This is a genomic window from Streptomyces sp. NPDC001536, from assembly GCF_042894505.1.
Lineage (GTDB): Bacteria > Actinomycetota > Actinomycetes > Streptomycetales > Streptomycetaceae > Streptomyces.
Window position 1 is genome coordinate 508867 of the sequence record NZ_JBIAVQ010000002.1, and the last position, 13386, is coordinate 522252.

General features: G+C 72.2%; 11 protein-coding genes and 1 pseudogene. 5 read left to right on the forward strand and 7 right to left on the reverse strand.

The genetic code is table 11. The annotated features are described in order from the left end of the window. Complete coding sequence (locus ACFY0U_RS07400) at positions 1–1008, forward strand: carbohydrate ABC transporter permease (RefSeq protein ID WP_388631605.1); 1008 nt, start codon at positions 1–3, stop codon at positions 1006–1008. Next, entirely contained in the window at positions 1005–1886 is an 882-nt protein-coding gene (locus tag ACFY0U_RS07405) for a carbohydrate ABC transporter permease (RefSeq protein WP_388631608.1), read from the forward strand. Before ACFY0U_RS07400 ends, ACFY0U_RS07405 begins: the two co-directional genes overlap by 4 nt. Here the strand turns inward: ACFY0U_RS07405 and ACFY0U_RS07410 are convergent. Together ACFY0U_RS07410 and ACFY0U_RS07415 are read right to left on the reverse strand one after the other, a co-directional pair. Further along, positions 1876–4098 carry a glycoside hydrolase family 3 N-terminal domain-containing protein gene (locus ACFY0U_RS07410; protein ID WP_388631611.1) on the reverse strand — a complete coding sequence of 741 codons (2223 nt, stop codon included), beginning with the start codon at positions 4096–4098 and terminating at the stop codon, positions 1876–1878. The genes ACFY0U_RS07405 and ACFY0U_RS07410 overlap by 11 nt on opposite strands. A gap of 49 nt (positions 4099–4147) precedes the next feature. Beyond that, positions 4148–5209 carry an N-acetylglucosamine kinase gene (locus ACFY0U_RS07415; protein WP_388631614.1) on the reverse strand — a complete coding sequence of 354 codons (1062 nt, stop codon included), beginning with the start codon at positions 5207–5209 and terminating at the stop codon, positions 4148–4150. An 8-nt stretch (positions 5210–5217) separates the two neighbouring features. Here ACFY0U_RS07415 and ACFY0U_RS07420 point away from each other — a divergent pair. Then, a pseudogene (locus tag ACFY0U_RS07420) lies at positions 5218–6485 on the forward strand (glycosyl hydrolase). 33 nt (positions 6486–6518) lie between these two features. Here the strand turns inward: ACFY0U_RS07420 and ACFY0U_RS07425 are convergent. Beyond that, the gene (locus ACFY0U_RS07425; protein ID WP_388631617.1) at positions 6519–7994 is read right to left on the reverse strand and encodes a glycoside hydrolase family 3 N-terminal domain-containing protein; all 1476 of its coding nucleotides are present in this window, start codon (positions 7992–7994) and stop codon (positions 6519–6521) included. Between the two features lie 256 nt (positions 7995–8250). Between ACFY0U_RS07425 and ACFY0U_RS07430 the strand changes: the two genes are divergently transcribed. Further along, complete coding sequence (locus tag ACFY0U_RS07430) at positions 8251–9246, forward strand: YbhN family protein (protein ID WP_388631620.1); 996 nt, start codon at positions 8251–8253, stop codon at positions 9244–9246. A gap of 143 nt (positions 9247–9389) precedes the next feature. Here the strand turns inward: ACFY0U_RS07430 and ACFY0U_RS07435 are convergent, their stop codons facing one another. After that, positions 9390–10634, reverse strand: a complete 1245-nt coding sequence (locus ACFY0U_RS07435; protein WP_388631623.1) for a nitrate/nitrite transporter — start codon at positions 10632–10634, stop codon at positions 9390–9392. Positions 10635–10726: 92 nt separating this feature from the next. On the opposite strand from ACFY0U_RS07435, the gene ACFY0U_RS07440 reads away from it, so the two are divergent. Further along, positions 10727–10942 (forward strand): hypothetical protein, encoded by a 216-nt coding sequence (locus ACFY0U_RS07440; protein WP_388631626.1) that lies wholly within the window; start codon positions 10727–10729, stop codon positions 10940–10942. Positions 10943–10971: 29 nt separating this feature from the next. On the opposite strand, the gene msrB is transcribed toward ACFY0U_RS07440, so the two are convergent. The 3 genes from msrB to ACFY0U_RS07455 form a co-directional block, all read right to left on the reverse strand. Beyond that, positions 10972–11379 carry a peptide-methionine (R)-S-oxide reductase MsrB gene (msrB, locus tag ACFY0U_RS07445; protein ID WP_307024659.1) on the reverse strand — a complete coding sequence of 136 codons (408 nt, stop codon included), beginning with the start codon at positions 11377–11379 and terminating at the stop codon, positions 10972–10974. Between the two features lie 19 nt (positions 11380–11398). Then, positions 11399–12787 (reverse strand): UDP-N-acetylmuramate--L-alanine ligase, encoded by a 1389-nt coding sequence (gene murC / locus ACFY0U_RS07450; RefSeq protein ID WP_388631630.1) that lies wholly within the window; start codon positions 12785–12787, stop codon positions 11399–11401. A gap of 90 nt (positions 12788–12877) precedes the next feature. Beyond that, positions 12878–13351, reverse strand: coding sequence for an indole-3-glycerol phosphate synthase (locus ACFY0U_RS07455; protein WP_388631633.1), 474 nt, complete (start codon positions 13349–13351; stop codon positions 12878–12880). Between the last annotated feature and the right edge of the window lie 35 nt (positions 13352–13386).

Here is a 13386-nt window from a genome sequence, read left to right on the forward strand (position 1 = left end):
GTGACGGCTCAGATCACGAAGCCGGTGTCCGTGTCCGGCGCGGAGCGCACCCCCTCCGCGCCGGGCGCGAGGCCCTCCCGACTCCGGGCCCTGCTGCCGGGCCCGGCGGCCGGGGCCAACGGGGCGGCGATGTACCGCCGTTGGTGGCTGCCCTGGTTGTGGACGGCCCCGGCGATCGTCTGCGCGGTGGTGTTCGGGGTGTTCCCGTTCCTCAACACGGTGCTGCTGTCGTTCACGAACGCCAAGCCGCTGGGCGGCGCCGCGAGTTTCGTCGGGCTCGACAACTACACGCGGATGCTGGACGACTCGGACTTCTGGCTGGCGACCCGCAACAGCATCCTGTACGCCCTGATCGTCGTCCCGCTGATGGTGCTGCTGCCGCTGATGCTGGCCGTGCTGGTGGAGAAGAACCTCCCGGGCATCGGCTTCTTCCGCTCGGCGTTCTACACACCGGTGCTGGCCTCCAGTGTGGTCGTCGGTCTGAGCTGGCAGTGGCTGCTCGCGGACGACGGACTGGTCAACACCTGGCTGGAGAAGGCCCATTTGATCCGGTCGGCCATCCCGTTCCTGTCCGACCCGTGGCTGATCCTGCTGTCCGCGATGGGCCTGACGCTGTGGAAGGGCCTGGGCTGGTACATGGTCTTCTACCTGGCCGCGCTCGGGAACGTCCCCAAGGAGCTCCACGAGGCGGCGCAGATGGACGGCGCCGGCGCGGTCCGCCGCTTCTGGCACATCACCGTGCCCGGTGTACGGCAGGCCATGATGCTCGTCGGCACGCTCACCGGCATCGGCTCGCTGCGGGTCTTCACCGAGATCTACATGCTCGGCAGCTCCACCGGCGGCCCCGGCGGCGCCGACCGCACCCTCCCCTTCTACATCCGGGACGTCGGTCTGGACCCCATCACCGGCAACGCCGGCTACGGCTCCGCCGTCAGCGTGGCCCTGTTCCTGCTGACGCTGGGGCTGACCCTGCTGGCGCAGCGCCTGACGAAGGAGGACGAGTCGTGACGACCGCTGTTCCGGCCCCGCGCCGGCGCCTGCTGCCCCGCTGGCGGGACTACGGCCGTCCGCGCGAACTCGTCGTCCGCTACCTGCTGTTGTTCCTCGTGCTCGGCCTCACCGTGGGCCCGCTGGTCTGGCAGCTGCTGGCCTCCCTGAAGAGCACCAGCGAGGACGTCTTCGGCGCCGACGCCACCCTGCTGCCGCACGACCCGACCCTGCGGGCCTACCGCACGGTCTTCGAGCAGGTCCCGGTCGCCACGTACATCAAGAACAGCCTGATCGTGGTCGCCCTGTCCATCACCAGCCAGCTCGTCTTCTCCACCACGGCCGGCTACATGCTCTCCAAGCCCGGCTGGAAGGGCCGCAAGGTGGTCTGGGTCGTCCTGGTCGCCTCGATGATGTTCCCCTTCGAGTCGATCATGGTGTCGCTGTTCCTGAGCATCCGCGACCTGGGCCTGGTCGACAGCCTGGCGGGCGTGTGGCTGCCCGGCTTCGTCGGTGCCATCAACGTCCTGCTGATGCGCGCCGCGTTCCTCGCGGTCCCGCGTGAGATCGAGGACTCGGCGATGCTCGACGGCGCCAACGAGTGGCAGCGCTTCCGGTATCTGTATCTGCCGTCCGCGTGGGGCGCGATCCTGGTGGTGGTCATCAACACCTTCATCAGCGCCTGGGACGACTTCCTGTGGCCGCTGATCGTGTTGCGCTCGGAGAGCAACATGACGCTGACGCTGGGTCTTTCGCGTCTTCAGAGCTCGTCGTTCGGCTACGACCAGCGGATGGTCATGGCCGGGTCCGTCATCTCGGTGATCCCGGTGCTGGTGCTGTTCGTGATCACCCAGCGGTGGTTCTACAAGGGCGTGTCGTCCGGGGCCGTCAAGCTCTGACGCCTCGCACGTCCAGCACGATCGGCACGGCACTCAGAGCCGCCCGGGCCGACTCCGCGACACGGATCTCGGCGGAGTCGGTCCGGGCTTCCGTCATCGACAGCGGGAGCACGACCGTACGGCGCTCCCCCGGCTCCAGGCCGACCCCTTCGAACGCGCACAGTTCCAGGGCGCGCGGCCAGGTGGACGTGATCAGGCGCCGGAGATACACCTGCACGACCGTACGCCCGTACCGCTTCCCGGTGTTGGTGACCTCGACGGCGACGGTCCCGTCGGTGACCCGGGGTGTGCCGTACGCGAAGCTCGTGTACGACAGTCCGTGCCCGAAGGAGTGCCGCGGCTCCGCGCTCTCGTCGACGTATCCGCCGTACTCGGTGTCCTTGTGGTTGTAGTAGACGGGGAGTTGGGCGCCGGAGCGCGGGACGGAGACGGGGAGCCGTCCGGTGGGCTCCGCGAGCCCGAGCAGCACCTCGGCGATGGCGTCGCCGCCCCACGGGCCCGGGTACCAGGCCGTGAGCAGCGCACCGGCCGTGTCGGGGACGACATGCGGGCGCCCCTGGATCAGAACGACCGCCGTGGGCGTGCCCGTCGCGACGACCGCGTCCAGCAGCCGGTACTGGGCGGGGCCCAGCCGCAGGTCGGCCAGGTCGACGCCCTCGCCGCAGGTCATCTCCGAAACCGCCCTGAGCGCCGCCCCGTTGGCGTCGAACTCGGTGTCGGGGGTGCGTGCGCTGCTGCCGCCGAGGACCAGCACGGCCATGTCGGAGGCGGCGGCCGCGGCGACGGCCTCGGGGATGCCGGAGAGCTCGTCGCCGGTGAGGGCACAGCCGTGGGCGTGGCGGAGGTCCACGCCGGGCGGGGCGAGTCGGCGCAGTCCGTCGAGGACGCTGCTGCCGGTGCCGGGGCGCTGTGGGGCGGTGTAGTCGCCCAACTGGTGGGCGGTGGTGGCGGCTTGGGGTCCGATCACGGCGATACGGGAGACAGTGGCCGGGATGGGCAGCAGCCCCTTGTTGTCGAGGAGCGTGAGGGCGGCCCGGGCGAGGTCTCTGCCGATCTGCTCGCCTCCGGTCGGCGCAGGGGGCGTCGCGTGCGGTCCGTCGAACAGCCCCAGCCTGAACTTGAGCCGCAGCACGCGGGCGACGGCGGCGTCGAGCACCGACTCCTCGACCAGCCCCCGCTCGACCGCCTCCTCCAGATGGGTGAACCCCTCGTCCCAGAGGCTCAGATCGACACCGGCGTTGAGGGCGAGGGCACCCGCGGAGACCTTGTCCCCGGTGATGCGGGCCAGCCGGTCCACGGCGAGGCCGTCCGCCATGACCAGTCCGTCGAACTCCCAGCTGTCCCGGAGGAGTTCGGTCAACAGTGCACGATTTCCCGAGCACGGCATGCCGTCGACCTCGTTGTACGCGGCCATGACCGCGGCCGCTCCGGCGCGGACGCCGGCCCGGGCGGCGGGGAGGTGGATCTCGTGCAGTTCGCGCAGGCCGAGTTCGGACTCGGCGGAGTTGCGGCCGCCGACGGTGGCGCCCTGTCCGGCGAAGTGCTTGAGGACGACGGGGGCCTTGTCGGCGGCGAAGTACTCGGCCCCGGCGGCGCCCTGCATCCCCCGCACGAGCGCCTCGGTGAGCCGTGCGGCGAGGTGGGGGTCCTCGCCGAAGCACTCCTCGGTACGGCCCCAGCGGGGATCGCGGGCGATGTCGAGGGCCGAGACCAGCGCGACATGCCCGCCCCTGGCGCGGAGTTCGGCGGCGGCGTGCGCTGCGGCACGCTCGTACAGCTCCGGATCCCAGGTGGCGCCGACGGCCAGGTTGACGGGGAGGACCGTCCCGTCGAGGGCCATGAGCCCGTGCGGCACCTCCTCGACGAACAGCGCGGGGATACCGAGCCGACTCCGCTCGACGACATGCCGCTGCACCATCTCGGCGAGCGCCGCCCCGTCCTCCGCGCCGGGCCCGTCCCCGTGCGCGACACCGGACCACGCGTCGGCACGCTGGAGCCCATACAGCGCACCGAGCCCGGCGAAACGCTCGGTCTCGGCGTACAGCGCGTCGGTGAGCTCGAAGTCGCCACCGGGCGTTCTGCGGTAGGCGTCCCAGCCGTACATCCGCTGATTGAGCTGCCCGACCTTCTCGCGCAGGGTCATACGGTCGAGGAGGTCCTGGACACGGGCGTCCAGGGGGGTGGTGGGGTCGCGGTAGAGGGGCTCGCTCATCGGGGGCCGCCGGTGTGTTCGGGGTGGACGGGGGCGCGGGAGGGTGCCTTCATCGGTTGTCGCCCCCGTACGCAAGCCGCGCGAGGGCCACGGCCCCCCGGCAGCCGTCCGCCACCCAGTCGAGGGTCAGGCCGAGGGCCCGCAGGCGGATGGTCAGGGGTTCGGTGAGGGGGCCGTCAGGGCCGAGCAGACCGCCGGTGGCGACGAGTGGTTCGCCGGCGCGGGGGGCCAACGCCCTTACGGTCGCCGTCAGTTGGTCGGCTGCCTCGTCGAGGATGCCCAGGGCCACGGTGTCCTTCTGCCGGGCCGCCTCGACCACGAGGGGGGCCAGGCGGGCCAGCCGGATCGGAGGGTCGGTCATGACTACGGGGAGCAGGTGTCTGCGGTAGTCCTCGCGGCGGGTGAGGGACCAGTCCGGTCGACCGCCGCGCTCCACGTCGTACGACGAACCACCACCCGGCAGCGCCTCCTCCGGCACCCCGAAAGCCCTCCCCACCGACACCGCCAGCCCGGTCGACGCTCCCCGTCCGTCCGCCATCCGCAGCGCCGCCCGCACCGCACCGCGCCCGATCCAGAACCCGCTGCCGTCGTCGCCCAGCAGCCAGCCGTCGCCGTCCACCGTGGTCGTGGCCCGGCGCCCGGCGATCCGCACGGCGACCGCACCGGTGCCCGCGACCAGGGCGAGACCGTCGGTCGGGGTGCCGGGTGCGGAGGCGAAGGCGGCCTCGATGTCGCTGCAGAGGGCGACCGGCCCGGGCGGGATGCCCAGTCGGCGGAGGGCCTCTGTGAGCGCGGAACGGGCGTGGACGTACCCGGGGTCGTCCGCCGAGGCCCCCGTCGCGCCCGCGAATCCGCCGGCCACGGCGACGACCCGGTCCCGTGCCGACTCCGGCACCGCCGCGGCGATCGCCTCGGCCAAATGGTCGGTGAGCTGCGGCTCCGGGACCGTCAGGGCGTTGCCCGGACCCCCCGAGCCCTCGCCGAGCAGCCGGCCGTCCGCCACGGACACGCACATCGCCCGGGTGCGGGTGCCGCCCGCGTCGAGTCCGACGACGAGGTCGTGCCGCGCGTCGCCCGAGTCTGCCAAGTTCTGGTTCAAATCATTGCCCATCACTGACTATGGTGGTTGATACATTCGCGCAGAACAAGAGCCGACGTGCACCGAACCCGAGGAGGATCCCATCCGTACGCTCCGCTTCGGCGTCAACTACACGCCCCGCCGCGGTTGGTTCCACTCCTGGCAGGACTTCGACCCGGCACACGCCCGCGAGGACCTGGAGCAGATAGCCGGCCTGGGGCTCGACCACGTCCGTGTCTTCCACCTGTGGCCACTGCTCCAGCCCAACCGGAACGTCATCCGCCCCGCCGCCGTCGACCAGCTGACCCAGCTCGTCGACCTCGCAGGCGAGGCCGGTCTCGACGTCCTCGTCGACGGCGTCCAGGGTCATCTGTCGAGCTTCGACTTCTACCCGGACTGGACCCGCAGCTGGCACCACCGCAACGTCTTCACCGACCCGGACGCCATCGAGGCCCAGGCGGACCTGCTCCGCACCCTCGGCCGCGCCCTGGCCGGCCGCCCCCATCTGCTCGGCCTCCAGCTCGGCAACGAGCTCAACAACCTGGTCGAGCACAACCCGGTGACCCCCGCCGAGGTGGACCACTACCTCGACACCCTCCTGGCCGCCGCCCGCGACGGCCTCGGCGAGCGGGGCATGGTCACCCACTCCGCGTACGACGCCGCCTGGTACGGCGACGACCACCCCTTCACCCCCGAGGCCTCGGCCCGCAAGGGCGATCTGACCACGGTCCACCCCTGGGTGTTCTCCGGCGACTGCGCCCGCCGCTACGGCCCCCGCTCCCCGCAGGTGCGCCATCTCGCCGAGTACGGCACCGAGTTGGCGAAGGCCTACGCCGAGGATCCGGCCCGCCCGGTGTGGGTCCAGGAGACCGGCGCCCCCGAACCGCACATCCCGGCCGCCGACGCCCCGGAGTTCGCCCGCGCGACGGTCCGCAACGCCTCCGACTGCGAGGGGCTGTGGGGCGTGACCTGGTGGTGCTCCCACGACGTGGACCGCTCCCTCGTCGACTTCCCCGAACTCGAGTACACCCTGGGCCTGTTCGACTCGTCCGGCCGCCCCAAGCCGATCGCCGAGGCGCTGGCGGAGGCGGTCAAGGAGCCGCACACGCCCCAACCCCGGTCCACCGCCCTGGTGTTGGACTGCACACCGGGCACCCGGTCCGTGTCGGGCCCGGGCGGGGAGTACTTCGAGGAGTGGATGCGGTTGCGCGCGGAAGGGGCCCGCCCGGCGGTCGTGCTGGCCGAACGGGCGCAGGACAAGGGGTACTTGGCCGCGAGGGGAATCAAGGACGTCGTACGACTGACCTGATCAGGTTCCGAGGAAGCCGTACGACCGTCCCGGTCAGCTTCCGGTGAGAACCTCCGCCACCGCCCGCAGGTTCACCCGCCCCCGCCCGTAGGAGCACAGCGCACCGCCCTCCGGCAGCCCGGTGTCCACCCGTACCGCGTCGGGCCGCCGGGCCAGGAGGGCGTCGCGCAGGCGGGCCTGCCAGGGGTGGAGCCCGGCGTCGCAGGTGGCGAGGACGAGGGGCCGGTCGCGGGCCAGTATCCCCTCGACGAGGGCGGCCGGATCCTCCGGTTCACCGGCGACCGCGGTGCCCACGGCCGTGGGGTCGAGGGCCCGGACCTCGGTGAGCAGGTCCTCGCCGCCCCAGTTGAGGGCGGGGTGCGGGTGCGGGAACAGGTCGACGACATGTGCGCCGCGCACCGCGGACGGCGTCCCCTGGCCGCGGACGGCCCGGCGCGCGGCCTCCAGCCCGGCATCGGTGTCCCACGCGGCGACCCTCTCGGTCGGCGTCGCGTACCGCTCGGCGAGCCGCCGCACCCGTTCCGCCGCCTCCCGCACCCGCTCCTCCGGCAGCACGCCGGAGCGCAGCGCGTCGAGGACCTCGTCCCGGCAGGCGAGCGTGACCTCCAGATCCGGTACCGCGACGATGACCTGGTCGGCTCCGGCCGCGAGGGCGATCCGCGCCCCGGCCGCCTCCCCGTACTCGTCCGCGATCGCCTTCATCTCCAGGGCGTCGCTGACCAGGACCCCGTCGAAACCGAGGTCGTGCCGCAGCAGATCGCCGAGGATGCGGCGGCTGAGGGTGGCGGGCCGGTTGGCGTCCAGCGCCGGGAAGACGACGTGCGCGCTCATCAGCATCGGCACCCCCGCGGCGACGGCGGCCCGGAACGGTTCCAGGTCGGCGCGGAGCGCGTCGTACGGCCGCGGGTCGACCGCGATGCCGTGGTGGCTGTCGGTGTCGGTGCCGCCGTGGCCCGGGAAGTGCTTGGCGCAGGAGGCGATGGAGCGTGCCTCGGTGGCGGTGATCCAGGCCCGCAGATGCCGGGCGGCGAGCTCGGGGTCGGCGCCGAAGGAGCGGGTGCGCACGATGGGGTTGCTCGGCAGGTGCTGGAGGTCGGCGACGGGGGCGTAGGAGACGCTGATGCCGAGGGTCGCCAGATGCCCGGCGAGCGCGTCGGCGCAGCGTGCGGTGAGGTTGGGGTCGTCGGCGACGCCGAGGGCGTAGGAGCCGGGCACCTCGGGGGCGCCTGCGGCCACCAGGTGGCCGATGCCGCCGCCCTCGTTGTCGATGGCCACCAGCAGATCGGGCCGGATCGCCCGCAGCGCGTCGGTGAGCTCGCGGATCTGCTCCGCGTCCCGCACGTTGCGGGTGAACAGGATGACCCCGCCGAGTCCCCGGTCGACCAGCCGTTTCAGGGTGTCGGGGAACGTGGTCGTGCCGTCGAACCCGGCGACGAGACAGCGGTGCGCCGCCTCGTCCAGGTCGGACGGGAGGACGGGGCCGGTGGCCGGGCTCACTGAAAGGGTCACATCCGGGATTCTTCTGGCTGATTCAGCCGGAAGTCAACATCACGATGGATAGTTTGATTCACCACACGTCGTTCACCGCGCGTAGCGTTCCCAGAATGCTCGGCACGTTCGGCTCGCTCGGCCGCTTGTCGTACAGCTTTCGACTTCCGGACACCCCGTGGCCATGCCGCCCGGGCACCTTTCCGTCGTCCCCGCTCTCCCCCGCCTCCCATCCGCCCGTTCCCCGCGGGCGTGACGCGGAAGGACCCCGTACGCCGTGACCTCGCTCCCGCTCGAAGAGCTCCCCCGCCCGCTCCCCGCCGCCGTGGCCGTACCCGCGCGCTCCCTCCCGTCCGCCCGTCTGACGCGTACGGCCCTGAGCCTGCTGCCGCTCCTGCTGATCGCGGGGTGGGCCGCGATCGACCGGGCTTCGCTCTACGACGGTGTCGCGAGGCTCGCCGCCGCCGACCCCTGGTGGCTGCTGTCCGGGGTGGTGTTCACCCTCCTGGGCTGGGTGTCCGCCGCCTGCGTACGGCAGGGCGCGCTGCCGGACCGGCTGCCGCCCGGCAAGCTGCTCGCCTCGCAGTTCGCCGCCGGCGCCGCCAACCACGTCCTCCCGGCGAGCATCGGCGCCCACGCCGTCACGCTGCGCTTCCTCCAGCGCCAGGGCGTCCCGCTGGCCCGCGCCACCGCCTCGCTCGCCCTGTACTCGCTGGTCAGGCCGATAGCGAAGACCTTCGTGCTGCTGGTCTTCGTCGTGTCCTCCCCCGGTCTGCTGCACCTCGGCGACCTCGTCCCCGACCGGCGGACCCTCCTCCTGCCCGCCGTGGCCGTGACGCTCGGTCTGGTCACCGCGGCCCTGCTCCTGACGTTCGTACGCCCCCTGCGCGGCCGCGTCCGCACCGCTCTGACCGACGTACGGCTCCTGCACACCCGGCCCAGTCGCGTCCTGGCCCTGTGGGGCGGGGCGGCCGCGGCTCCGCTCCTCCAGGCGGGCGTGATCTTCTCGGTCGGCGCCGCGCTGGGCCTGTCGCTGTCCTGGACCCAGGTGGCCTTCGCCTTCCTCGCCGCGAGCACGGCGGTCGGCGCGGTGCCCGCGCCGGGCGGCATCGGCCCGGTGGACGCGGCCCTGGTCTTCGCCCTGGTCGCCTTCGGCGCACCGATGGGAACGGCCACGGCGACCGTCATCGGCTACCGGGTCCTGACGGTGTGGGTACCGCTGCTGCCGGGGGCGCTGGTGCTGTCGGCGCTGGTGCAGCGGAAGGTGCTGTGAGGGGCGGTCCGCCGCGTCCAGGGCGGCGGTGGGCCGCCTGGGCGCCGGCGTGAGGCGTGGCGTACTGCCGAGCCCCTCACCGCGCGAGCCGTGCGGCCCGCCGGCCGGGACCGGACCGCCCCCGCGCACCCGGCCCGGCCGTCTCAGTCGGCGACCCGCTCCTTCGGCCGAGCCGGCCGCGTCGGTGCCGTGTCGGTCCCGGCGTCGCGCATCCGGCCGTAGGCATAGACACAGCCGGCCAGGGCGAGGTCGGACAGGAGCATGAAGCCGATGGAGTAGGAGTCCTTGGCGCTGTAGACCGCGCCCATGACCAGCGGGGGGACGAAACCGCCGAGGCCGCCGACCGCGCCGACGATGCCGGTCACGCTGCCCACCTGGGGCTGCGGGGTGACCCGGGCGACCAGGGCGAACACCGCGCCGCTGGTGGCACCGAGGGCGGCCGCCATCACCAGGAGACAGATCGTGGCGCCCGGCATCAGAGTCGGGTCGAAGGCCTGGACGACACCGAGGATCGCCACCGCGCCCAGCGCCCAGGCGGTGACCACGGCCGGGTGGATCCGGTCCGACAGCCATCCGCCGATCGGCCGGAACACCACCGCGACCAGGGCGAACCCGGCGGCCCTGGTGCCCGCGTCGGTGGCGTCGAGCTCGTACCACGTCTTCAGATACGTGGGCAGATAGACGCCGAACGCGACGATGCCGCCGAAGCCGATCGCGTACAGGGCGGACAGCTCCCAGGTCACCCGCAGCCGGGCGGCCTGGCCGAGGCGTGTGGTGAGGGGCGTGGACGGGACGGGCCGGTCGGGGCGGTCGTTGATGAGGAAGTAGGCGAGCACGGCGTAGACCGCGAGGGCGATCGCGAGGACGAAGAAGGGCAGGTTCTCGCTGTGCCGGTACATGCGGGGCGTGAAGTAGCCGGACAGGGCGACACCGCCCATGCCCATGCCGAAGATGCCGAGCGCCGCGCCCCGCTGCTTGGGCGGGAACCAGGAGTTGACGAGCGGGACGCCGATGGCGAACGTCGTGCCGCCCAGGCCGAGCACGAAACCGACGGCGATCAGCGCCAGATAGGAGTCATGGGCCGGGACGAGCAGCAGCACCGGCACGATCGTCAGGGCGCTGACCAGGGGGAACATCACCCGCGCCCCGTAGCGGTCGGTGAGCGCGCCCACCGGCACCCGTCCGAGGGAACCGACCAGCACGGGGATGGCGACCAGTTCGGACTGCGCGAAGGACGACATGTGCAGTTCGTCGTCGAAGTCGGCGGCCAGTGGGGCGATCAGGTTCCACGCCCAGAAGGTGAGCGTGAACCCTACAGTGGCCACCACGAGGTTGCGCCAGGCGGCAGCGGTGGGACGGTCGCCGCCGGACATCGCCGCGTCGCTCATACGTGCTCCCAGACTCCGTGATCCCCCGTCCATGACGGCACGACTCGGGACGCCGGGCAACTTTTCGCAGGAGCTGTCTACCTCGCTCGATCTTGAGTTCGGTCGTCGTGGTCGAGCCGGGCGACCTGGACTGCGCGCCGGCGGGCGGGCCCGGTCTTCGCCCGCGGAGTCGTCCCGGTCCGGCCCGCCGGGAAGAGATCCTCACGGTGGGCCGGCCGCGCCTGGCCGAGGAGTCCCTGGACGCCTGGGAGGCGACCCATCGGGCCCGCATCGACAAGGCCCCGCACGAACGGGGCTTCACCGACTGACGCCCCGTTCGCCCCCCCCTGGCCCTTCCCTAGCCCTCGTCCGGCGTCAGCCGCAACGAGATGCTGTTGATGCAGTACCGCTGATCCGTCGGAGTCGCATACCCCTCCCCCTCGAACACATGCCCAAGATGCGACCCGCACCGGGCACACCGCACCTCGGTGCGCACCATCCCGTGGGACCGGTCGGAGACCAGTTCCACGGCGTCGGTGTCCTTCGGGTCGTAGAAGGAGGGCCAGCCGCAGTGGGACTCGAACTTCGTGGTGGAGGTGAAGAGTTCGGCGCCGCAGGCGCGGCAGGAGTAGACGCCCGTCGTCTTGGTGTCGGTGTACTCACCGGTGAACGCGGGCTCCGTGGCGGCCTGGCGCAGGACGGCGTACTCGGCCGGGTTCAGCTCCGCACGCCACTGCTCGTCCGGCTTTTCGACGTCGTACGACATGTTGCTCAGCCCCTATCCACTACGCGAGTCGGTCCAGGATGCGCGGGCCGAGGTCCGTGACGTCGCCCGCGCCCATGGTGAGAACGAGATCGCCGGGCTTCGCCATTCCCGCGACCACCGCGGGGACGTCCGCCTTGTCGTGGATCGGCGTCACGTCCGCGCCCGCGGCGCGTGCCGCCTCGATGATCAGGTCGCTGGTGACGCCGGGGATCGGGTCCTCGCGGGCCGGGTAGATGTCCAGGACCAGCGAGGCGTCCGCGAGGGACAGCGACTGGCCCATCTCCTTGCCGAGCTCCTGGGTGCGGGAGAAGAGGTGGGGCTGGAAGACCACCAGGATGCGGGCGTCGCCGGCGGCCCCGCGCATCGCCTCCAGGTCGGCCGTCATCTCGGTCGGATGGTGGGCGTAGGAGTCGATGACCTGGACGCCGGCCACCTCGCCCTTGAGCTGGAGGCGCCGCTTCACGCCCGTGTACGCGGCCAGGGCGGGGGCGAGGTCCGTCGCGGGGATGCCGAGCGCGACGCCCGCGGCGAGGGCGGCGACCGCGTTGTGGGCGTAGTGGCGGCCGGGGACGGAGACCGTGAAGGTGAGCGGCGAGCCGTCCAGCTCGACCGTGACCTCGCTCTTCAGCCCCTGGGCCACGACCGACAGCACCCGTACGTCGGCGTCCTCCGCCTCTCCGTACGTCACCGTCCGCACCGAGCCGGCCACCCGCCGCGTCAGCTCCCGCGCGCCCTCGTGGTCGGAGGAGATCACCAGCGTGCCGCCGGGGACGATCTTCCCGGTGAACGTCTCGAAGGACTCGTAGATCTCGTCCATGGACGCGTAGTTCGCGTGGTGGTCGAGCTCGACGTTGAGGACGATCGCGACCTCGGGGGCGTACGTGTGGAAGCTGCGGTCCGATTCGTCGGCCTCGGCGACGAAGATCTCGCCGTCGCCGTGCAGCGCGTTGGAGCCGGGGGCGTCCAGGTCTCCGCCGATCGCGTACGACGGCTTCAGGGCGAGCTCCGACAGCGAGACGGCCAGCATCGAGGTGGTCGTGGTCTTGCCGTGGGTGCCCGCCACCGCGATCGGGCGCAGGCCCTCCATCAGGGCGGCCAGCGCGTCGGAACGGTGCACCACCGGGATGCCCAGCTCGGCCGCGCGGGCCAGCTCCGGGTTGTCCTGGCGGATCGCCGACGACACGACCACACAGCTCGCGTCGTCCGCGAGATGCTCCGCCGCGTGCCCGATGTGCACGGTGGCGCCCAGCGCGCGCAGCGCCTCGGCGGTCGCCGACTCCTTGGCGTCGCTGCCCGCCACCTTCGCCCCGCGCTGCGCGAGGATCTTCGCGATCCCCGACATCCCGGCGCCGCCGATGCCGATGAAGTGCGGTCGGTCCATGGCGGTGGGAAGGGTGCCGGGTGCCACGTGATGTCTCCCTGTGCGTACAGATACGGCGGACGTTCAGCGCCCCAGCCTATTCGTTGCGGTGACGGAGCAGGACCCGCACCCGACGAGCTACGCCTTGCTGTGCGAGAACAGCTTCAGCACCGGCACCCCCACCTTGTGCCGAGCCCTCGACGCCCAGTCCCGGTGGAAGAACTCCTCCACGTAATGCGGATCGGTCAGCACGATCACCTCGTCCGCGCCGACCTCCTCCACGAGCCCCTTCAGCGCGTCCAGCGGATGGTCCTCGATCAACCGCCCCTCCGCCGCGTTCCCGGAGCCCCGCAGCGCCTGGAGGGACACCTCCAGCGCCCGCTCCCCGAAGGACCTCGCGGCGTCGCCCTCGGGTACCTCGCTCTCCTTCGCCGCCTCGTCCAGTTCGCCCAGTGCGACGTCGTCGATGGCCCGCAGCAGGCGGTCCGCCTGGTCGCCGCGCGGCTGGAGCAGCACATGGAAGGAGACCTGCTCATCGCCGTGCAAGGTGGTGACGAACTCGACGTCGGCGGACGTCAGGGCCTTCTCGATCATCAGTACGCTTGTGAACACCGCGCGCCCCTTCTGCGGAAACCATCCTGCCCCGT